Genomic DNA, 20,498 nt, shown 5'->3' on the forward strand with positions numbered 1-20,498 from the left:
TACTTTTATAGTTTAACGCATTATCGACGGAAAGAGAACAGTTTTGTTCATTACATCGTACATACCCTGTTGGGTGATTCGAATATAAGGTAAATGAGTTGCCGAAAAAAATAATAAACTGTACACAGGATCTGAGAAGGAATACCCGCGATCCTTCAATTCAACTAATAATTTCTTTTCTTCGTCGATTAATTCCTTAAGCGGAAGGTTTGACATAATTCCGTTAAGTTTTAATGGAATCTCACATACCACTTGCTCTTCCTCGACCATAACAATACCGCCGCCTAACTCCTTCATTCTCTCAAAGGCAGTAAGCATATCACGTTTATTTTTTCCAATTAAGATAATGTCACCTGTATTGGAAAATGAACTTGCCAATGCAGAAAGATTCGTAGCAAATCCTTTTAATAATGTATTTATCCTCCACTTGCCGTTCCTGTCCAGAAGGGTAAAATAGCATTCGTCATGGTCTGTTGACAATTCATCATATGAGGCGTCAATCGCAATGGAATATGGTTTCGTAATGACTGAATTCTCCATCTTAATCCCAAACGGCATTGAAAATTGTAAATCATCAATGCTTAGATTCCAGTCCAGTTCCATTGGCTTTAGACCGTAATCAGCCCAATTAATCGAGTGATAAGCCTCGACCACTTGTCCTTCACGTTTTACCCATTTACCTTTTGCCAGCACAGAATGAGGTGTCGGGTTCTCGATACTTGATAAGAAGTTGATGTTTGCAACACGTCCAGTTGCAATATTGCCATGCAAATGATCAATATTGTAATATCGTGCAATATTTACTGTAGCCATGTTATAGGCGTCAATAAGTGGTACGCCTTTTTCAATGGCGATGCGAATCATTTGATCCGTGATACCTTGTTCATAAAATGTGGATGTTGAACCATCTGTGTTAAACATCAAACGATCATAAGCTTCAATTCCTAATCGTTTCATATCATCCAGTAATTCCGGCAGATCAGGACGTATAGAAGAATATCTAAGTGAAACCATATAGCCCTGCATTAGTCGGTTATATACTTCTTCACCTGTCATTGCCTCATGATCACTATCTGAACCTAACAGCATCATTTTCGCTAATGTTTTCTCGGAAGCACCAGGAAAATGTCCTTCAATCTTTTTGTGCATTCGTTTTGCTTCTTGTATCCAATGCAGCATCATATCATCGCCGTCTAATAATTTTGGCCATCCAGTCAATTCACCGCCTTGAAGAACAGCGTCATGCTCTAACCACGATTTTATATTGCTATGTGAAAATACATCTTCTTCATTTAGAATTTCCGTTTGCGGATCAAACCGGCACCACCAGAACATGGTTGTAGGTATGGATCGCAAGTCCTTTAATAAAGAAAACGCTTCCTTTTTCTTTAAATTCATAATCAAGGACATGTTGTCATTGATTAGGGTCGTTGTCCCAAACTGGGATGCATAAGCCGCCAGCGTATGGGGATTATATAATTGATAAGGATGGGCATGTGGCTCGATATACCCAGGAACAAGAATTTCATTTGTACAATCAATGATCTCACAGTTTTCCACTTTTGGCGGTAAATTTTCGCCAACATATACAATCCGATCTTCATATATCCAAATATTCGCGCGCATCCACTGGCGAAATGTCTGATTTAAATATAAGGCATTTTTTAATAAAATGGTTGGTGAAGTTTTTCCATCTAAAACGGATACATGCATGCGTAAATGTTTGTTTTTCCATCGAAAACGTTGATCGAGCATACGATACCCTCCCTTTCTAAGAAGCTATTTATCTAGTAAGAATGTTGATTTCTCAATAAAGAAAGCCCTTACAAAAATTAGTTTATCTCTATACTAACATACTTTACTTTTTAACGCATTAAAGAATTGGATAATTCCTGTAAAAATATTGTGAAGGAGTGAACAATGTGAACATTACTAAAAATATCGGGATTCTGAATGCATTAATAAGGATTACAATTGGGCTTACCGTCCTATCTTGGAGTACAGCAAAAATGGTGAAGTTTCCTTGGAGAGATTCCTATTTATTTATTGCGATATGCGGCGCAATGAAGGTGGCAGAGGGAATCGTTCGTTTTTGCCCTGTGACAGCGCTATTTGAAAGATATCAGGAAATGGAACAGGAAAAACCGGTATTGGCACTTGGTGATGGGGCAGACAATGGCGATGTTGATGAAGTGCTGCCATATAACCCGACTTAATCTTTTATGATTTCCGATAGTTAGACGCTATTCGTGCCCTTATCCTCAGCTTTTTGGGGTTTGTGGTAACGAATAAACTCTATTCGTGCCCTTCTTCCACGACTTTTTACGTTCACGGTAACGAATAGACGTTATTCGTGCCCTTCTCCCCCGACTATTTGGGCTTACGGTAACGAATAGGAATAGACGCTATTTGTTACCCTTCTTGGGGTTTATGAATGTTTAACCGACAAACCAAAAAATAAACGGGCTGACCGTGTTTGGTCAGCCCTTGAAAGGAAGGTAATCTGTCATGTTTTGGGAATATTTATTAGATATGTCGTTCGTGCTTATTAGCTTAATCGGTGGTATTGTTGCTCTTCTGTTTGTGTTTATCCGCCGCTCTAACAGAAGACGCGCCCGATAGCCTTAAAGCCAATATCTTTTCGATAAAAAACTCCGTCACATTTTAGTTTATCCAGCTCTTGGTAGACAATATCCTGCGCTTCCTTTAAATTATCTGCTTTTGCACCAACTAAGAGAACCCGGCCTCCTGCGGTTTCAAATTCACCTAAACCATTTTTATTTGTTCCTGCATGGAAGGTATAGACTTCATTAGAAAAGTCCGCCAATCCTTTTAGAACAGCACCCTTATCATATTGCTCTGGATAGCCTTTAGCCGCAACCACAACGCCAATCATTGATTGTTCATCCCAAACTAACTCTGGGGTGCCGCCGTCTAAAATAGCTAAGATAGTCTGAACCAAATCAGATTTTAACCTTGGTAAAATTACTTGTGTTTCGGGGTCACCAAAGCGGGCATTAAACTCGATCACCTTTGGCCCTTTTTCACTTGCAATTAACCCTGCATATAAAATTCCACAAAAGCTTCTTCCCTCTTGAACCATTGCTTTCGCTGCAGGTATAAGGATTGTTTCGATTGCTGTTTCAACTGTTTCATGGGCAATATGCGGAACAGGAGAATATGCACCCATTCCACCTGTATTAGGACCGTTATCACCATCAAAAGCACGTTTATGATCTTGCGCGATTTCTAACGGTATAACCACTTCGCCATTCACGAATGCCATAAGAGAAAATTCTTCACCGCTTAAAAACTCTTCAATCACCACTCGTGATGATGCGTCACCAAACTTTTGTCCAACGAGCATTTCTTCTGTACTTTGTAATGCCTCTTCAAGTGTTAATGCTACTGTCACGCCCTTACCTGCTGCTAATCCATCAGCTTTGATGACGATAGGCGCGCCTTTTTCTTCAATATACTTCTTGGCTTCCTCATAATTGGTAAATACGGCATAATCTGCAGTAGGAATCTCATATTTCCTCATGATTTCCTTTGCGAACGATTTACTTCCTTCGATTTCGGCTGCCAATTTACGTGGTCCGAACACTGCCAGACCTTCAGCTTCAAATTTATCTGCTAACCCTTCTAGTAAAGGTACTTCTGGCCCGATAATCGTTAGACCTATTTCCTGTTCTGTCGCAAATTGAATTAGTTGTTCATGGTTACTTTCGTCGATTGCCACACGTTCTGCAACTTCTTCCATTCCGTGGTTACCAGGAGCCACAAACACCTTCTCCACAAGCGTGCTTTCGCTTACCTTTCGGCACAATGCATGCTCTCTTCCGCCTCGGCCAATGATAAGAACCTTCATCCATTCCACCTCATTTTAATGTTTAAAATGTCTAACTCCGGTAAAGACCATAGCAATTCCGTATTCATCCGCTTTTTTGATGGAATCCTCATCGCGGATGGAACCGCCAGGCTGAATGATTGCAGTGATTCCTGCTTTTGCAGCTGCCTCAACGGTGTCATCCATTGGGAAAAAGGCGTCGGAAGCGAGTGCTGCCCCTGCTGCTTTTTCACCTGCTTGTTTTAAGGCGATTTCAGCGGCACCTACCCGGTTCATTTGACCTGCACCAATTCCAATTGTCATATCCTCTTTCGTCACGACAATGGCATTTGATTTAACATGTTTTACTACCTTCCAGCCAAGCTTTAATGCTTCCCACTCTTGCTCCGTTGGCTGTCTCTTTGTTGGTACAGAGATTGTAGCATTTTCTAATGTAAAGCGATCTTGTTCCTGCGCAAGCAGTCCGCCTTCGATTGTTGTTAACTTCATTTCTGGTTTCTTTGCACCTGAAAATGGAATTGTTAATAAACGTAAGTTCTTTTTTGCTGTTAATATTGATAATGCTTCCTCAGAGAATGAAGGAGCAATAATGATTTCTAAGAAAATCTCATGAAGCTTGCCAGCTGTCTGTGCATCCACTTCACTATTAAAGGCAATAATTCCACCAAAAATTGAAACAGGATCAGCAGCAAAAGCTTTTTCGAAAGCAGCAAAACTATTTGTTCCAGTACCAATACCGCATGGGTTCATATGCTTCACCGCAACCGCTGCAGGCTCTGTAAATTCTTTCACAATCTGCAATGCAGCGTCGGCGTCATTAATATTATTATAAGAAAGCTCTTTACCATGAAGCTGCTCTGCATTAGCGATGGAGAACGTGGAACCAAGTGGTTTTTTATAAAATGCAGCTTTTTGGTGCGGATTTTCGCCGTAACGGAGCGACTGCTTTAGCTCATATGTAACGGTTAATTTTTCAGGTGTTTCTTCCTGCGCTAGCTCTGTCATGTATTCGGCAATTAATGCGTCATAAGCAGCTGTGTGACGGTAAACCTTTGCCGCAAGTTTTCTACGTGTTTCTAGCGTCGTTTTACCATCTGCCTTTAATTCCTCAATCACCTTACTATAGTCAACAGGGTCAACAACCACTGTTACATATTGATGATTTTTTGCTGAAGCACGTAACATCGCCGGCCCGCCGATATCGATATTTTCAATCGCGTCCTCCGTTGTTACATCTGGTTTTGCAATCGTTTGTTGAAACGGATAAAGGTTTACACAAACAATTTGAATCGGATCAATACTATGTTCTTGGAGCTGCTTTTGGTGTTGTTCGTCATCATGTTTAGCTAGCAAGCCTCCATGAATGAACGGATTTAACGTTTTTACACGTCCTTCTAATATTTCTGGAAAGCCGGTAACATCACTCACACCGAGAACGGGAATGCCTTGTTCTTGAAGAGTCTTTTTCGTTCCGCCTGTTGAAATAATTTCAAAACCTAAGCTGACTAATTCTTTTGCAAAATCAGAAATACCATTTTTATCGGAAACACTAATAAGTGCGCGCTTTTTCGTCATGTTGAACTTCCCCTCTCGTTAACAGCATTTGCAGGATAGATGGATATAGCTTATGCTCGATACCTTGTATTTTCCGTTGCAGACTCTCTCTTGTTTCCTTTTCACTTATCCGAACGCGTTCCTGTACAATAATCGGTCCAGTGTCCATTCCTTCATCAACGTAGTGGATGGTCACTCCGCTCCATTCTGCTTTTGCAGCTAATGCTTGACCGATTGCGTCTTTACCTGGAAAATCTGGAAGTAGTGAAGGATGTATATTAATAATACGTCCAGCATATTCACCAAGCAAGGTTGGACCTATTAGCCTCATGTAACCTGCAAGCACGATAAATTCTACACCATAACTCGTTAATTGCTCCGTAATGACTTTTTCATACGCTTCTTTGGAGCTAAATTCCTTTGGATTAAAAGAAAATGTCGGGATACGGGCGGCATTTGCCCGCTCAATAGCAAAAGCACCTGGCTTATCACAAACAAGAAGAGCTATATCCGCTTTTAGCTCTCCAGTTTGTACTACATCAATAATCGCTTGAAAATTGCTTCCGTTTCCTGAGGCAAAAACAGCAATCTTTCTCATCGGCGGCCACCGATTGTAATGCCTTCTTCTGCCGTTACAACACCAATTTCATAGGCAGTTTCTCCGCATTGCTTTAAATGATCCATCACGTCTGCAGCGATATCCTTATCCACTGCAATCACCATGCCGATACCCATATTAAAGATATTATACATTTCCAGTTGGTCAATTTGTCCAACTGTTGTAATTAAATTAAAAATCGGCGGGATGTCCCAGCTTTTTTCAAAGATGGCTGCTCCAAGTCCATTAGGAAGCATCCGAGGGATATTCTCAATAAAACCGCCTCCGGTAATGTGAGCCATTCCTTTTAGGTTGAACTTCTTCAATGCTGAAAGAATTGGTTTAACATAGATTTTCGTTGGTTTTAATAACTCTTCTCCTAAGGTGCAGCCAAGCTCGTCAACATATTCTGTTAGCGCCCAATTGTTAAACACCTTTCTTACGAGTGAATAACCATTGCTGTGGATTCCGCTTGAAGCTAATCCGATTAACACATCGCCAGCCTGAATGGTTTCCCCTGTAATCAATTGACTTTTTTCACATGCGCCAACCGTAAATCCTGCTAAATCATACTCATTTTCACTATATAATCCAGGCATTTCAGCTGTTTCTCCGCCGATCAGTGCACAGCCAGCCTGCTCACATCCATCAGCTATGCCCTTGACAATCGCTTCAATCTTTTCAGGCTTTGCTTTTCCGGTAGCAATATAGTCTAAAAAGAACACTGGCTCTGCGCCTTGAACAACGATATCGTTGACACACATTGCTACTGCGTCAATGCCGATTGTTTCATGCTGATCCATCCAAAATGCAATCATCAGCTTTGTACCTACGCCATCCGTTCCTGATACTAGAACTGGTTCTTTCAAATTCAACGATGATAGATCAAACATACCGCCAAAACCGCCGAGACCACCTATTACGCCAGCTCTGGCTGTTTTTTGTACATGCTTTTTCATTCTCTCAACAGCTTCATAGCCTGCTTCGATGTTTACCCCTGCCTGTGTATAAGCATTCGCCATGATGGTCCCCCCTATTTTTGATAGTAATATTGGAGTGTGTCCGGATAAATTTCTGTTGGATAGTCTCCTGTAAAGCAGCCAAGGCAGAAACCATTTGTTCCTTCAGTTTTCATGATTGCTCCTACCATTCCTTCCGTACTTAGGAACGTAAGAGAATCTGCACCAATCAACTGCCTAATTTCTTCCACTGATTTATCTGAAGCGATCAATTCTTCTTTAGATGATGTATCAATTCCATAGAAACATGGATTTTTTATTGGAGGTGAACTGATCACAACGTGTACCTCTGTTGCTCCTGCCTCTTTTAACAGGTTTACAATTCTTCTGCTCGTCGTTCCTCGGACAATAGAATCATCCACCATAACCACACGTTTTCCTTCAACAACGCCGCGAACTGCAGACAGCTTCATCTTCACACCCTGCTCCCGTAACGTTTGGGTTGGCTGAATGAAGGTCCTGCCGACATATTTGTTCTTAATTAATCCCATTTCATAAGGAATACCTGCCGATTCGGCATATCCTATCGCAGCAGAGATACTAGAATCTGGAACGCCAGTTACTACATCTGCTTCAATAGGTGCCTCTACTGCCAATCTTTTCCCCATGTTTTTACGGGCTGTATGAACATTGATTCCTTGGATATTACTATCAGGTCTTGAAAAATAAACATATTCCATCGCACAAATGGACTTTGTCGAGTTAAACGCAAATTGTTCTGAGGTGATTCCCTCTTCATTGATGATTAATAATTCTCCAGGTCTGATATCACGGATGTATTCTGCTCCAACAACATCAAAGGCGCAGGTCTCAGAAGCAACCACATAGGCCTCTCCAAGACAGCCAAGTGAAAGTGGTCTTAATCCATGAGGATCGAGAGCAACCATTAATTCCTTCTCTGTTAAAATTAAATAGGCATAGGCACCTTTTAACATCGAAAGCGCATTTTTTACCTGATCCTTCAACTGGGGATAACCACTTCTCCTAATTAAATGAGCTAATACTTCTGTGTCAGAGCTTGTTTGAAAAATACTTCCTTGTGCTTCAAGCTGATGTTTTAAGAAATTGGCATTTACTAAATTACCATTATGAGCAAGTGCCAGGCTTCCAGTTTGAGAATGGAACAGCAAGGGCTGGACGTTCTCATAACCGCCGCCCCCAGCTGTAGCATAGCGAACATGCCCAATTGCAGACGTACCCTTTAATTTTTCCATCACGTCAGCTGTGAAAATTTCCGAAACTAGTCCTTCACCTTTCACAACACTAAGCTTTTCCCCGTTGGATACGACAATACCCGTACCCTCCTGACCACGATGTTGCAGGCTGTGGAGTCCGTAATAGGTAAGCTGTGCGGAATCTGGATGTCCAAAGACACCAAAAACTCCGCATTCTTCGTTTAACCCCTTGATTTCAGCAAGCATGGAATAGCTCCTTTCCAGGCATCCTTTAATTCGTTTACTGAAGCTTCTAAAATCGTGTTATTCTCAGCATTCACCTTTAAAACGGCTGTATCATTTACCTCACCAATCAGTCTTGCAGCTACTAAACTTTCAAACGCTGATTGATGTTCTTTTTTCACTGTTAATAAGAAACGGGATTGTGTTTCACTGAATAAAGCAGTTACTGGGTTACCTTCGATTGTGATAGCTGCCCCAAGCTGTTCTTGGCCAAAAAGACTTTCAGCAACCGCTACACCTAGACCGCCTTCAGATAGGTCGTGTGCCGATTGAACCACTCCTGCACGAATAGCAGCCAACACTTGATCCTGTCTTTCCTTTTCTAGTTGAACATTAAGTTCTGGAGCTTTACCAAAAATCCGGCCGTTTTGCAGTTTCTGTAACTCACTGCCTCCAAATTCTGGTTTTGTTTCGCCGACTAAGTAAATAAGGTCTCCACTAGTCTTAAAGTTTTGAGTTGTAATATGATCAAGGTCAGTGACTAAGCCAACCATTCCAATGACTGGTGTTGGGTAAATCGCAGTTCCGCTTGTTTCGTTATATAAAGAGACGTTACCGCCTATAACTGGAGTATTAAGAACACGGCAAGCCTCGCTGATTCCATCTGCTGCTTTTTCAATCTGCCAGAACACTTCTGGCTTTTCGGGATTTCCAAAGTTAAGGTTGTCAGTAATCGCTAATGGTTCCGCACCCGAACAAACAATATTTCGTGCTGCTTCAGCAACCGCAATTGCGCCGCCAACTTCAGGGTCTAAAAACACATAGCGTGAGTTACAATCAGTCGTCATCGCCAATGCCTTACGGGTTCCACGGATTCTGACAACAGAGGCGTCAGATCCAGGTGCAACGACTGTATTCGTACGTACCATATAATCGTACTGATTATAAACCCATTCCTTGCTTGCGATTGTAGGCTGACTGATAATTTGTTTTAATGTTTCTTTTAAATCTCCAACCTGTGGGACTTCCACATCTAGTGCTTGGAATTCCTGATAGTACATTGGTTCTTTTGATGGCTTATGATATACAGGCGCGTCCTCAGCTAACGCATCTACTGGAACATCTGCCACGATTTCGCCATGGTGCACAAGACGTAGTTTTTTATCATCTGTCACTGTACCGATCGCTACTGCTTCAAGATCGTATTTTGTAAATAGATCTTGAATTTCCTGTTCTCTTCCCTTTGTAACAACAATCAGCATACGCTCCTGTGATTCTGAAAGCATCATTTCATATGCCGTCATACCTGTTTCACGTTGTGGAACAAGGTCTAAATTCATTTCTATACCCATTCCAGCTTTACTTGCCATTTCTGCTGAAGAACTTGTTAAACCGGCAGCACCCATATCCTGAATACCGACAAGGGCGTCAGATTGAATCAATTCAAGGCAGGCTTCTAGTAAAAGTTTTTCCATGAATGGGTCGCCCACTTGAACCGCCGGGCGGTTTTCATCAGACTGTTCTGTTAATTCTTCCGAAGCAAAGGTTGCACCATGAATTCCATCACGACCTGTTTTCGCTCCAACATACATCACCGTATTGCCAACACCTTGTGCAAGACCTTTTTTAATATCTTTATGGTCAATTAAGCCGACACACATGGCGTTTACTAACGGATTGCCTTCGTAACATGGCTCAAATTGAATTTCGCCGCCAACCGTCGGGATTCCGATACAGTTACCGTAGCCAGCGATTCCGGCAACAACTTCTTTGAATAAGTAGCGTACTCTAGCAGATTCATCAAGTTCTCCGAAACGAAGTGAGTTTAATAGTGCGATAGGACGTGCACCCATTGAAAAAATATCACGGATAATCCCGCCAACACCTGTAGCCGCCCCTTGATATGGCTCGATCGCTGATGGGTGGTTATGGCTTTCGATTTTAAATACAACCGCTTGATTGTCACCGATATCGACAATTCCTGCCCCTTCTCCAGGACCCTGAAGAACACGCTCACCTGTCGTTGGAAATTTTCTTAGAACCGGTTTTGAGTTTTTATAACTACAGTGCTCAGACCACATTACTGAGAAAAGGCCTGTTTCAGTGTAATTCGGTGTCCGTCCAAGAATGTTTTCAATCAGGGTAAATTCTTCATCGGATAAGCCCATTTGCTGATAAAGTTTTTCTGCCTTTACTTGATCTGGTCTTGGTTCATGCTTTAACAACATTTGCTTCCCTCCAGCTTCTTACAATCGATTGAAATAATTTTAGTCCATCTGCTCCGCCTAGTAACTCATCAACGGCTCTTTCAGGGTGTGGCATCATCCCAAGGACATTTCCTTTTTCATTGATAATTCCTGCTATATCTTCTAAACTTCCGTTCGGGTTATCTTGGTAAGTAAAAACGATTTGGTTATTTTCTTTAAGCGCAGCAAGCGTTTCTTCGTCGCAATAGTAGTTTCCTTCACCATGAGCGACAGGGATTGAAATCGTTTCTTCTTGCGTATAGGCGGTTGAAAACATCGTCTGATTGTTCACTACCTTTAAATCAACTGGTTTACAGATAAATGATAGACTTTCATTTCGTCTCATGGCACCAGGCAGTAATCCTGCTTCCAAAAGAATTTGAAATCCGTTGCAGACACCTAAAATCGGTTTCCCTGCTTCTGCTGCTTTTACAACTGCCTGCATGACTTTACTAAAACGGGCAATGGCTCCTGTACGTAGATAATCACCGTATGAGAAACCGCCAGGAAGTAAGATTCCATCAAACTCATCTAAGCTCTCAGTATCATGCCACACATATTCAACCTGTTCTCCAAGTTCATCCTTAATCGCATGGTACATATCTACGTCACAGTTAGATCCCGGAAAAACGATGACTGCAAACTTCACTGAGGAACACACTCCTCTACTTCATACCGGTAGTCTTCAATGACTGTATTTGCTAATAGCTTGCTGCAAATCTCATTGATTACTTCATCAAGGTCGCGCTCTGATTTTTCGATCGTTAGTTCCATATATTTACCGATTCGTACATCGGATACTTCCGGATAATTTAATGAATGCAGAGAATGAGTTACTGCCTTACCTTGTGGATCTAATACACTTTCTCTTAACGTGACATATACCTTTACCTTAAACATGCTGTTTTCCCCCTAATCTAGCTAATATGTTTTCATATGCTTCTGTTAAACTACCAAGGTCACGACGGAATACATCTTTATCGAGCTTTTCATTTGTCTTTTTGTCCCAAAGTCTACAAGTGTCTGGTGAAATCTCATCCGCTAATAAAATGCTGCCTTCAGCGTCTTTTCCAAACTCAAGTTTGAAGTCTATAAGATTAATCCCTAATTCGTTAAAAAAGCTTGATAAAACTGTATTAATTTTTAATGCCTTCTCTTTTAGGACGGTTAGTTCCTCTTCTGTTGCTAAGTTCAATTCGTAAATATGTTCAGTAGTTAGTAATGGGTCGCCAAGATCGTCATTTTTTAAATAAAACTCTACAAGCGGCTTTGATAATTCTTTACCTTCCTCGATTCCTAATCTTTTTGAAAGACTTCCTGCAGCAATATTGCGAACGACAACTTCAAGCGGGATAATGGTTACCCTTTTCACCAGCTGCTCGGTTTCTGAAATACGCTTAATAAAATGCGACGGGATGCCCTGTGCTTGAAGGTTTAAAAATAGCAAACTAGTAATTTCGTTATTTAAACGCCCTTTACCGGTAATATCTGCCTTCTTTTGCCCGTTGAAAGCAGTTGCCGAATCCTTATATTCAATCAAAACAGTTTGTTCATCATCTGTACTAAAAATTCGCTTCGCTTTTCCTTCATAAAGAAGTTCTCTCATAAAGAATGCCTCCTAAATTGCCAATATTGGGAATCTTTTTGATAAGTAAGGGGTGCTCGTGCACCCCTTCTATTTTTTAGTCGTTCAACCCTAATCGTTCAAAAATCGTATTAACATGCTGAAGGTGATAGTTGTAATCGAAGCAGTCCGCAATTTCTTCTGCAGAAAGCAGGCTTGTAATTTTTGGTTCTTCTTCGATCAAACCGCGGAATGGAACTTGATTTTCCCATGATTCCGCTGTTTTTGGCTGAACGGTATCATATGCCTCTTCACGAGATAAACCTTTGTCAATCAGCGCTAAAAGAACTCTCTGGGAATAAATCAAACCAAGCGTCCGGTCCATGTTACGTTTCATGTTTTCCGGATAAACGGTTAAGTTTTTAATGATGTTACCAAAACGATTTAACATGTAGTTCAAGGCAATTGTTGCATCCGGTAAAATGATCCGCTCCGCAGAAGAGTGGGAGATATCGCGCTCATGCCATAGTGGAACATTTTCATAGGCTGTCATCATATAGCCTCGAATGACGCGTGCCAAACCTGTCATATTTTCAGACCCAATTGGGTTTCGTTTATGAGGCATTGCAGATGAACCTTTTTGTCCTTTTGCAAAAAACTCTTCTACTTCACGCGTTTCGCTTTTTTGTAATCCGCGCACTTCCACAGCAAATTTTTCAATCGAAGTAGCAATCAATGCAAGAGTAGACATATAGTGTGCGTGACGGTCGCGCTGCAAGGTTTGGGTTGAGATCGTTGCAGGCTGAGTGCCAAGTTTTTCACACACATATTGTTCAACAAACGGGTTGATGTTGGCGTATGTTCCAACTGCCCCGGAAATCTTCCCAAACTCAACACCGGCAGCTGCTTGATTAAAACGTTCCAGGTTTCGTTTCATTTCTTCGTACCAAAGAGCAAGCTTTAAGCCGAATGTTGTTGGTTCCGCATGTACTCCGTGAGTACGTCCCATCATAACAGTAAATTTATGCTCAATTGCCTTGTTCTTTAAAATTTCAATAAAGTTTTCAAGGTCCTTCCGGATAATTACATTAGCTTGTTTTAATAAGTAAGATAAAGCCGTATCCACTACATCTGTTGAAGTTAATCCGTAATGTACCCACTTGCGTTCTTCCCCTAATGTCTCGGATACTGCGCGCGTAAAGGCAACAACATCATGTCTAGTTTCTTCTTCAATTTCTTTAATCCGGTCAATATTAAAAGATGCATTTTCACGAAGCTTCTTTACGTCTTCTTTCGGAATTTCACCTAACTCAGCCCATGCTTCACAAGCAAGGATTTCAACCTCCAGCCAAGCTTTAAAGCGGTTTTCCTCTGTCCAAATCGCACCCATTTCAGGTCTTGTATAACGATCAATCATCTTTTTGCCTCCAGACTTTTTTCTTCCCAGATGTTACTGTTAGCCACATCTTCAAGGACAGTATCAACCGTATCACAAAGAATCGTTACATGCCCCATCTTTCTCTTAAATTTAGCCTCTTTTTTACCATATAAATGAACTTTCCAATCCGGTACGTTTGTTAATGTTTCTAACACGTTTTGAACATGCTCTCCTAATATGTTAACCATCACCGCTGGCTTTAATAGCTCTGTCTTACCGAGGGGCAAGTTACACACAGCCCTGATATGCTGCTCGAATTGTGAAGTTTCACATGCTTCAATCGTATAATGCCCTGAATTATGCGGTCTAGGAGCGAGTTCATTTATGTATATCTTATCCCCCGCTGATAAAAACATTTCAACCGCTAATGTCCCTACTAACTCAAATGCATTAGCAAGTTGTACCGCCGATTGAATTGCTTTATCCTCCGCTAGTTTACTAATACGTGCAGGAACAATCGTTTGGTGTAGGATATTATCCTGATGAATATTTTCTCCAACCGGAAATACTGCTGTTTCGCCATTTGGATTTCTAGTAATAATCACTGAAATTTCTTTCGTAAAAGAAATCCATTTTTCCAAGATACATTGTCCGTACTCAAGAAGTACTTGAGCCTTTTCAATATCCTGACTATTTTTTAGAACTACTTGCCCTTTGCCGTCGTAGCCGCCCCGTGCTGTTTTTAATACAACAGGGTAGCCAAGTCGTTCACAATTTTCTACAAGGTCATTCACGGAATTAATGACTGCATATGGTGCTACCTGGACACCTGCATTTACAATTGCCGCTTTTTCTTTCACCCGGTCCTGAGTAATCTCAAGTAAACTTTTACCCTGTGGCACATATGCCTGATCACAAAGCCATTCAAGCGCCGCAGCGTCAATATTTTCAAATTCGTAGGTAATGACATCACTGACATCAGCTAGTTGGCTAATGGCTGCCAGATCATCATAGTTGCCGATAATCTTATAATCTGCCACTTGGCCGCACGGTGAATCTTCTACAGGATCTAATACAGCAATTCGATAACCCATTGCTCTGGCCGCAAGTGCCATCATCCTGCCTAGCTGACCTCCGCCTATAATTCCGATCGTTTGTCCTGGAAAAATCGTTTTAGACAAGCTCATCACTACTTTCTATAGCCGCTGCTTCAGCTTCTTTGCGGACCTGCTCTAGTCTCTCTTGTAAGCTAGGATCGTTAATGGATACAATTTGAGCAGCCAGCAGTCCTGCGTTTTTTGCTCCTGCTGCACCAATCGCAACGGTTGCCACCGGTACCCCTGCTGGCATTTGCACGATCGATAATAGAGAATCCATACCATTCAGTGCTCTCGATTGAACAGGAACGCCGATTACTGGTAATATCGTTTTAGCGGCAACCATTCCTGGCAGATGAGCAGCACCGCCTGCACCTGCGATGATTACTTTAATTCCTCTTACTCTAGCATTCTCAGCAAATTCAAACATCAAATCAGGAGTACGGTGTGCTGAAACCACCTTTTTTTCATAAGGAACCTCTAACTGGTCAAGGATTTCACAAGTAAGCTTCATCGTTTCCCAATCTGATTTGCTCCCCATTATTACCGCTACACTTGGATTCATACTCTCTCTCCTTTTTTCTAGCTCCAGCGCCTTTCAGTCATAAGCCCCTAGGAAAAATTGAACTGTATTTTATACCTTAGGTAAAATTGACTTCATTTTACCCTAGGAAAGAAGCAGTTTCTGTTTTCCCCTGTTCAAGGCGCTTACGCTTTTTTCTTACTTTACCAATATAAAAAGCCCAAAACAGATATACTTTCCCAATTTCATGAGAGAAAGCAGTCTGTCCGGGCTGAAATCGGCACAGTAAATGACCATGAAACAAGTTAACGTTTCTGGCATTTCCACTTCCCCTCATAGTCCAATCATTTACGGTAATTGGGTAGATACTTATGGGCCATATTCCCATTATTATACGAGGGTGTTACGTTATATATTTTTTTTACACCTTTATATTACATTTTAAGACGCAAATGGTCAATAAAAACGAACGATTTTATTTCTTCGAAAATTATTGTTCGTTTTTACTCAGTGCTAATGGCTTCAAATACAATCTGCCTTCCGACCGGTTCATAGGAAGTTTCCTTTCCATTAACTACCTCTTGGAAAATTGGCTTTTCTGTCCTTCGAACCGGTATATATCCCTGTTTTTTCATCCGCTCTAAACAATCTTCAATACTTTCATTTTCTTGTACCTCAAATTGCATTTTCTTTTTACTCATGAAAATAATTTCCCTTTCTTCACAGATTTCACCCAAAATCCTCCATGTATTGACTTTGGTTCATAGACAATAATAAAGGCTTTTGGATCCAATGATTTAATCAAGTCATATAATTTCAGTTCAAATTTTCTAGGTGTTAAGATTTGTAAGGCCATCCGATTCCCCTCAAGCCCGTTTGCTTCCCAGTTTGTTACACCGTAACCTTTTTCTCTTAACACTTTAGGCAATTCTTTATCATATTCTTTTGTAATAACATTAACTGTAATATAGCCTAATGCCAGTTTTTCCTCTATTTTCATCCCGACAATAACCCCAATCCCATAACCAATCGCGTAAGCAATCAGATTTTGGATTTCATTAAGATTATTTAAAACAAGACCAAGACCTAAAACATAGATAACAACTTCAATCATACTCAAGCCCGCAGCCAAATAACGCTGACCTTTTAACGTTAGAATCATTCTTATCGTAAAAAATGAAACATAAACAATGTTGATAAGTAAGATAATTAAAACCATCATAAAACTATTTTCTAACAAAGACCTAACCTCCCATTTTCATACTAGCCAATTCTAGTATTGTTCTTTTGTTAGTGTAACCCTTTTGGTTAAATTTTTCATTTAAATTGAAGAAGACCCGTCATTTGACAGGCCCTTCACTAGGATTATTTTACTAAGGAGAGTGAAATTGAAGGATTTTCTTTTGCACGTTCAAGAATAGTTGTCAGTATGTCCTTCCAAATTTGTTCATCATCTGTTAAAAAGTGTCCCGCCTCAGCAATAAAGTGAGTATAGCAAATCGGAATGGCCGAAGCGATTTTTCTCATTTCCGCAGCCGGGGCCATCCTATCCTCTACTCCATGCCACACATCAATTGGAACAGTAATATCTTTAAAGGAGAATCCCCATGGCTTTGTTAATAATACAGGCTCATTCACACATTCATCCACGGATATCCGAAAAGCTTCTCCCAAATGCAACATCAGCCCTTTTAACTGTTCGTCTGTTTGTAAAAATTGACGATCCCACTCATGTAAATGCTTGTTACCCTTTTTGTTTTGCTTCATGAACTTTTCTGGCTGCTCTTCAAGCAGCCTTTTCGTAATCCGATAGCTCGCTTTTACAAGCCACGGTGCCTTTCTAGCTAGAAAAAAAGCGATTTTATTAGCTGTCATGGTACCTTTAGGGGACTTACCATTTACAAATGGAGTCGTGCTGGCTACTAATGATACTGATTGGAGTCTTTCTGAGAGCTTATAGGCACAGGATGCAGCAAACGCCCCGCCGCCTGAAACACCAATAATCGAGAACTTATCAAGCTTTAAAAAATCAGCTGCTTCGTTTATGTCGTCAGCCCAATCCAGCAGTGTTCGATTTGGTTTCGGGTCAGATAATCCAAAGCCCGGACGATCCAACGATATCAATCGAATCCCTACTGTTTTTGATATTCCATCGTCCTCAAGAAAAAGCAACCGTGAACCTGGTGTCCCATGAAAAAACATTACTGGCAGCCCTTTTGGATCTCCATATTCAATCACAGCCAACCTTCTGCCATCTTTAAGCGGCACCATAAGGTCTCTCATCGAATTCTCCTCCATTATTTAATTCTTTTAATAGTTAATCTCACTTAAGTATTAGTTAAAAAAATTTATTCTTTCTGTGCTTTAACCGCAATATGATAGAGTTTTTCATGGATGTCTAATAGCTTTTCCAAATCATCTTTTGGCAATTGCGCATAATATTTTTCAATTATAAAGAGTTGATTCTTTGCGATCATCTCATTATAGTGATGGCCCTTTTCACCTAGTTGGACGATAATTTCACGGCGGTTATCAGGATTTATCTCTCTTTTTACATAATCCTGCTTTTCAAGCTTTGAAATGAGCTGACTCGCTGCACTGGCTGTAATCGATAAAAAGTGGGAAATTTCATTAACGGTTCTTGTTTTCACCCTCAAAAGTTCTAAGATTACTTGCTGTTTTGTTGATAGGTCGGCAAACTCATCGTTAATTAACTTTTTATAGTCCTCTAAAAATAGTGAACTCAAGGCATTGGAGTAATCTACAATTTTACTGCATATTATTTCTAAATCTTTGTTCATTTCTTTCACCTCTTCATATTACCATTATAAATAAATGTTAATATTTAAGCAAACTTAATTATTAAATAAAATTAAGAAATAGAAAATCGGAAAACTAAGAAATAAAAATATTAAACATACTTTTAACCTATTATTGGGAATTCTAAGATTTAAAGATATAAGGCAGGTGACTGTAATGATGAAGAAGATACTTTTCTTGTTTTTTCTGATAATTGCTTTCCATTCCAATTCTACCTCCGCAGAACCACAGGAAAATTTGAAAGCCGCTTTTGTAAGGGACGATCATTTATGGATAAAGTTGAAAGATAAAGAAATACAGATTACCGATACTGGTTATGTAAGATATCCAAAGTGGTCATTCGATGGCAGCTGGGTTGCTTATTTAAAGGGAGCAAAGGAAGGGGATATTTTGGATCTTTGGCTATACAGTTTAAAGAGCAATAGATATTTTAAAGTTAAAGAGAATGTTGACGTAAATTTTCAGTGGTCCCCAAATGCTAATACGATTGGTTTCCAGGTTACAAAAAATCTAGTTATTTTACATACCGCCAAATTGGGCCAGTTTACGCAGGCAGCACGAAACATAGAAAACTTTTCTTGGCTGCCATCCGGTAAAGGTTTACTTATATCAACTAAAAAAAGCCCTGAACTTCATTCAGATATTACTTTATCAAAAGTTATCTTAGGAAAAAAAGAAATGCCTGTTGTTAACGATTTTTATACCGTTAAACTTGACCAAAATGAACTATATGCTTCTACTAGTGAATTTAAATGGTCAAATGATAAGAAGTGGATTAGCTTTTTGTTAATCCCTACCGCTTCCTTATCGGCTGATGGAAACACTTTATGCATTCTTTCTTCTAATGGTAAAACATTTAAAAAGATAGATGAAATGTTAAATAAATCCGCTTGGCTCCAATGGGCACCATATCATGCGTTGTTCGGATATATAAGTGGTGATGGTCGAGAAGCGACGATAAACAAGAGACTAAAGGTTTTAACAATCCCATCAATGAAAAATGTTATTCTAACCCCAAAGGGTTTTGTAGACCTTGATTTGACGTGGCAAAATCATCGAACCATAATCGTGTCACGTTTGAAGGAAAGTGGTTCTGGGGACTTGGACGAAAGTGCATTGCCAAGCCTATATAAATTAAGTCTGTCAGATAATAAACAAACCCAAATCACTGTTCCTTCTGAAAAGGATGGAGACTTTAGACCAGAAATCGTTAAGAATAATTTGTTCTGGATTAGAACGGACCGAAAGAATGCAGATGTTATGCTTTCTCCTACCTATCAATCTAAAGTGATGACTTGGATAAAAGATATTAACCTCGGGAGTTCTTATTATGAAAAATGGAGTTGGGATGAAGTGTTTAGTTTATACTCGGGGCGGTAATTAATACATTTTGGGAGTGCCAGGCTGGCTTTAGTGCCTGGCTCTTTACCCAAACTTTATTTTTCTTCAACTAATTTATTGGTCAATGTACCTAACTTTTCAACCTCAACTGTTACTATATCACCCGGTTTCAAGTAAACCCGTTTTTCCAATGGGTAGCCTATGATAACACCCTCCGGAGTTCCAGTTAGAATGATATCACCTGGTGTAAGGGTCATGTGCTGTGAAATATAGCTGACAATTTCATCTACATCAAAAATCATATCTGATGTATTGGAATCCTGACGCATTTCCCCGTTCACAAATGTTTTTAACTGCAAATTGTTAGGATCCCGTACTTCATCTGCGGTTACGAGATATGGCCCTATAGGACTGAAGTCATCACATGTTTTTCCGAGTAACCATTGGTTTGATCTTTTCTGCAGGTCCCGTGCTGATAGATCATTCGCTGTACAATAGCCGAATACATAATCTAATGCATTTTCCTTACTAACATCCTTCGCTTCCTTCCCAATTACCACCCCTAACTCAACTTCGTAATCCAGCCTTTTGGTCACTCTTGGAACAGCAATCTCACACTTATGTCCTGTTAATGTATTATTAAATTTACTAAATAATACAGGTTCTTTTGGATATGGCGACTTTGTTTCGTCCGCATGTTTACGATAGTTTAAACCTACACATATAATCTTGTTTGGTTGCGTAACACATGGTCCCCATTCAACCTTCTCTTCATCCATAATATAATGTGTTTGATTTTCAGTTGGCAGATTTTTAATGTAGTCTTCAAGTATAGAAATGACCTCATTACCACCCGCGATTACCTCCATAATATTTGTATGTACTTGACTATTTGGTCTCACCCTTAATGCCTCTTCCAGGTCAATAAGTCCATTCTCTACTTTTACTCCTAACACCTGTTTTCCTTCTTTTTTAATGGTTACAAGTTTCATTGAATATTTAATCCTCCTTGTTTTATACAGCCTTATCAACGAGTTCTCTATTACATACTTTTTATCCTTCTTTTGTTAAATACAAAAAAGCACAACCCTTATCAGGTTGTGCTTCGTGT

21 protein-coding genes and 1 riboswitch are annotated in these 20,498 nt (G+C 40.1%); of the genes, 3 read left to right on the top strand and 18 right to left on the bottom strand.

Translation table 11 applies throughout. The features are described from left to right. Positions 1-12: 12 nt before the first annotated feature. A complete protein-coding gene (locus BANA01_RS21505) occupies positions 13-1,755 on the bottom strand; it encodes an adenine deaminase C-terminal domain-containing protein (RefSeq protein ID WP_063254686.1) in 1,743 nt (580 codons plus the stop codon). Positions 1,756-1,922: 167 nt separating this feature from the next. On the opposite strand from BANA01_RS21505, the gene BANA01_RS21510 reads away from it, so the two are divergent. Further along, entirely contained in the window at positions 1,923-2,216 is a 294-nt protein-coding gene (locus tag BANA01_RS21510) for a YgaP family membrane protein (RefSeq protein WP_063254687.1), read from the top strand. Between the two features lie 316 nt (positions 2,217-2,532). Further along, complete coding sequence (locus BANA01_RS30790) at positions 2,533-2,622, top strand: EYxxD motif small membrane protein (RefSeq protein ID WP_326160974.1); 90 nt, start codon at positions 2,533-2,535, stop codon at positions 2,620-2,622. Here the strand turns inward: BANA01_RS30790 and purD are convergent. The 16 genes from purD to BANA01_RS21590 form a co-directional block, all read right to left on the bottom strand. Next, positions 2,600-3,871 carry a phosphoribosylamine--glycine ligase gene (gene purD, locus BANA01_RS21515; RefSeq protein ID WP_063254688.1) on the bottom strand — a complete coding sequence of 424 codons (1,272 nt, stop codon included), beginning with the start codon at positions 3,869-3,871 and terminating at the stop codon, positions 2,600-2,602. The two genes, BANA01_RS30790 and purD, sit on opposite strands and share 23 nt — an antisense overlap. Before the next feature lie 15 nt (positions 3,872-3,886). Continuing rightward, positions 3,887-5,425, bottom strand: coding sequence for a bifunctional phosphoribosylaminoimidazolecarboxamide formyltransferase/IMP cyclohydrolase (purH, locus tag BANA01_RS21520; protein ID WP_063254689.1), 1,539 nt, complete (start codon positions 5,423-5,425; stop codon positions 3,887-3,889). Further along, the gene (gene purN / locus BANA01_RS21525) at positions 5,400-6,002 is read right to left on the bottom strand and encodes a phosphoribosylglycinamide formyltransferase (RefSeq protein ID WP_063254690.1); all 603 of its coding nucleotides are present in this window, start codon (positions 6,000-6,002) and stop codon (positions 5,400-5,402) included. The genes purH and purN overlap by 26 nt, the downstream gene beginning before the upstream one ends. Beyond that, a complete protein-coding gene (gene purM / locus BANA01_RS21530; RefSeq protein ID WP_063254691.1) occupies positions 5,999-7,024 on the bottom strand; it encodes a phosphoribosylformylglycinamidine cyclo-ligase in 1,026 nt (341 codons plus the stop codon). Before purM ends, purN begins: the two co-directional genes overlap by 4 nt. 11 nt (positions 7,025-7,035) lie before the next feature. Next, positions 7,036-8,442 carry an amidophosphoribosyltransferase gene (purF, locus tag BANA01_RS21535; protein ID WP_063254692.1) on the bottom strand — a complete coding sequence of 469 codons (1,407 nt, stop codon included), beginning with the start codon at positions 8,440-8,442 and terminating at the stop codon, positions 7,036-7,038. Continuing rightward, a complete protein-coding gene (gene purL, locus BANA01_RS21540) occupies positions 8,418-10,646 on the bottom strand; it encodes a phosphoribosylformylglycinamidine synthase subunit PurL (protein ID WP_063254693.1) in 2,229 nt (742 codons plus the stop codon). The genes purF and purL overlap by 25 nt, the downstream gene beginning before the upstream one ends. Further along, positions 10,630-11,313 carry a phosphoribosylformylglycinamidine synthase subunit PurQ gene (purQ, locus tag BANA01_RS21545; RefSeq protein ID WP_063254694.1) on the bottom strand — a complete coding sequence of 228 codons (684 nt, stop codon included), beginning with the start codon at positions 11,311-11,313 and terminating at the stop codon, positions 10,630-10,632. The genes purL and purQ overlap by 17 nt, the downstream gene beginning before the upstream one ends. Next, positions 11,310-11,564, bottom strand: a complete 255-nt coding sequence (purS, locus tag BANA01_RS21550; RefSeq protein ID WP_063254695.1) for a phosphoribosylformylglycinamidine synthase subunit PurS — start codon at positions 11,562-11,564, stop codon at positions 11,310-11,312. The genes purQ and purS overlap by 4 nt, the downstream gene beginning before the upstream one ends. After that, a complete protein-coding gene (gene purC / locus BANA01_RS21555; protein WP_063254696.1) occupies positions 11,557-12,270 on the bottom strand; it encodes a phosphoribosylaminoimidazolesuccinocarboxamide synthase in 714 nt (237 codons plus the stop codon). Before purC ends, purS begins: the two co-directional genes overlap by 8 nt. Before the next feature lie 76 nt (positions 12,271-12,346). After that, complete coding sequence (purB, locus tag BANA01_RS21560) at positions 12,347-13,645, bottom strand: adenylosuccinate lyase (RefSeq protein ID WP_063254697.1); 1,299 nt, start codon at positions 13,643-13,645, stop codon at positions 12,347-12,349. After that, entirely contained in the window at positions 13,642-14,793 is a 1,152-nt protein-coding gene (gene purK / locus BANA01_RS21565) for a 5-(carboxyamino)imidazole ribonucleotide synthase (RefSeq protein WP_063254698.1), read from the bottom strand. The genes purB and purK overlap by 4 nt, the downstream gene beginning before the upstream one ends. Then, positions 14,780-15,268 carry a 5-(carboxyamino)imidazole ribonucleotide mutase gene (gene purE / locus BANA01_RS21570; protein ID WP_063254699.1) on the bottom strand — a complete coding sequence of 163 codons (489 nt, stop codon included), beginning with the start codon at positions 15,266-15,268 and terminating at the stop codon, positions 14,780-14,782. The genes purK and purE overlap by 14 nt, the downstream gene beginning before the upstream one ends. A 274-nt stretch (positions 15,269-15,542) precedes the next feature. Then, positions 15,543-15,644: riboswitch (purine riboswitch) on the bottom strand. Positions 15,645-15,729: 85 nt separating this feature from the next. Continuing rightward, positions 15,730-15,927 carry an NETI motif-containing protein gene (locus BANA01_RS21575; RefSeq protein WP_063254700.1) on the bottom strand — a complete coding sequence of 66 codons (198 nt, stop codon included), beginning with the start codon at positions 15,925-15,927 and terminating at the stop codon, positions 15,730-15,732. Next, positions 15,924-16,448, bottom strand: a complete 525-nt coding sequence (locus BANA01_RS21580) for a DUF2179 domain-containing protein (protein ID WP_169803733.1) — start codon at positions 16,446-16,448, stop codon at positions 15,924-15,926. Before BANA01_RS21580 ends, BANA01_RS21575 begins: the two co-directional genes overlap by 4 nt. Before the next feature lie 143 nt (positions 16,449-16,591). Continuing rightward, positions 16,592-17,509 carry an alpha/beta fold hydrolase gene (locus tag BANA01_RS21585; RefSeq protein ID WP_034672968.1) on the bottom strand — a complete coding sequence of 306 codons (918 nt, stop codon included), beginning with the start codon at positions 17,507-17,509 and terminating at the stop codon, positions 16,592-16,594. A gap of 65 nt (positions 17,510-17,574) precedes the next feature. Continuing rightward, positions 17,575-18,027 carry a MarR family winged helix-turn-helix transcriptional regulator gene (locus tag BANA01_RS21590; protein WP_034672973.1) on the bottom strand — a complete coding sequence of 151 codons (453 nt, stop codon included), beginning with the start codon at positions 18,025-18,027 and terminating at the stop codon, positions 17,575-17,577. A gap of 178 nt (positions 18,028-18,205) precedes the next feature. Here BANA01_RS21590 and BANA01_RS21595 point away from each other — a divergent pair, with 178 nt between their 5' ends. Continuing rightward, entirely contained in the window at positions 18,206-19,426 is a 1,221-nt protein-coding gene (locus BANA01_RS21595) for a TolB-like translocation protein (protein WP_052106276.1), read from the top strand. Positions 19,427-19,482: 56 nt separating this feature from the next. On the opposite strand, the gene BANA01_RS21600 is transcribed toward BANA01_RS21595, so the two are convergent. Then, on the bottom strand, positions 19,483-20,379 hold the full coding sequence (locus BANA01_RS21600) for a fumarylacetoacetate hydrolase family protein (RefSeq protein WP_034672976.1): 897 nt from the start codon (positions 20,377-20,379) through the stop codon (positions 19,483-19,485). Between the last annotated feature and the right edge of the window lie 119 nt (positions 20,380-20,498).

This window comes from Neobacillus niacini NBRC 15566 (assembly GCF_001591505.1).
Classification (GTDB): domain Bacteria; phylum Bacillota; class Bacilli; order Bacillales; family Cytobacillaceae; genus Neobacillus; species Neobacillus niacini.

Bases quoted from the DNA above. Each gene is read 5' to 3' on its own strand.
- purN (WP_063254690.1), bottom strand. From the start codon at position 6,002: ATGAGAAAGATTGCTGTTTTTGCCTCAGGAAACGGAAGCAATTTTCAA.
- purD (WP_063254688.1), bottom strand. From the start codon at position 3,871: ATGAAGGTTCTTATCATTGGCCGAGGCGGAAGAGAGCATGCATTGTGC.
- purF (WP_063254692.1), bottom strand. From the start codon at position 8,442: ATGCTTGCTGAAATCAAGGGGTTAAACGAAGAATGCGGAGTTTTTGGT.
- BANA01_RS30790 (WP_326160974.1), top strand. From the start codon at position 2,533: ATGTCGTTCGTGCTTATTAGCTTAATCGGTGGTATTGTTGCTCTTCTG.
- purH (WP_063254689.1), bottom strand. From the start codon at position 5,425: ATGACGAAAAAGCGCGCACTTATTAGTGTTTCCGATAAAAATGGTATT.
- BANA01_RS21585 (WP_034672968.1), bottom strand. From the start codon at position 17,509: ATGAGAGACCTTATGGTGCCGCTTAAAGATGGCAGAAGGTTGGCTGTG.
- BANA01_RS21595 (WP_052106276.1), top strand. From the start codon at position 18,206: ATGAAGAAGATACTTTTCTTGTTTTTTCTGATAATTGCTTTCCATTCC.
- BANA01_RS21575 (WP_063254700.1), bottom strand. From the start codon at position 15,927: ATGAGTAAAAAGAAAATGCAATTTGAGGTACAAGAAAATGAAAGTATT.
- purC (WP_063254696.1), bottom strand. From the start codon at position 12,270: ATGAGAGAACTTCTTTATGAAGGAAAAGCGAAGCGAATTTTTAGTACA.
- BANA01_RS21600 (WP_034672976.1), bottom strand. From the start codon at position 20,379: ATGAAACTTGTAACCATTAAAAAAGAAGGAAAACAGGTGTTAGGAGTA.
- purK (WP_063254698.1), bottom strand. From the start codon at position 14,793: ATGAGCTTGTCTAAAACGATTTTTCCAGGACAAACGATCGGAATTATA.
- BANA01_RS21505 (WP_063254686.1), bottom strand. From the start codon at position 1,755: ATGCTCGATCAACGTTTTCGATGGAAAAACAAACATTTACGCATGCAT.
- purE (WP_063254699.1), bottom strand. From the start codon at position 15,268: ATGAATCCAAGTGTAGCGGTAATAATGGGGAGCAAATCAGATTGGGAA.
- purM (WP_063254691.1), bottom strand. From the start codon at position 7,024: ATGGCGAATGCTTATACACAGGCAGGGGTAAACATCGAAGCAGGCTAT.
- BANA01_RS21580 (WP_169803733.1), bottom strand. From the start codon at position 16,448: ATGATGGTTTTAATTATCTTACTTATCAACATTGTTTATGTTTCATTT.
- purS (WP_063254695.1), bottom strand. From the start codon at position 11,564: ATGTTTAAGGTAAAGGTATATGTCACGTTAAGAGAAAGTGTATTAGAT.
- BANA01_RS21590 (WP_034672973.1), bottom strand. From the start codon at position 18,027: ATGAACAAAGATTTAGAAATAATATGCAGTAAAATTGTAGATTACTCC.
- purL (WP_063254693.1), bottom strand. From the start codon at position 10,646: ATGTTGTTAAAGCATGAACCAAGACCAGATCAAGTAAAGGCAGAAAAA.
- purB (WP_063254697.1), bottom strand. From the start codon at position 13,645: ATGATTGATCGTTATACAAGACCTGAAATGGGTGCGATTTGGACAGAG.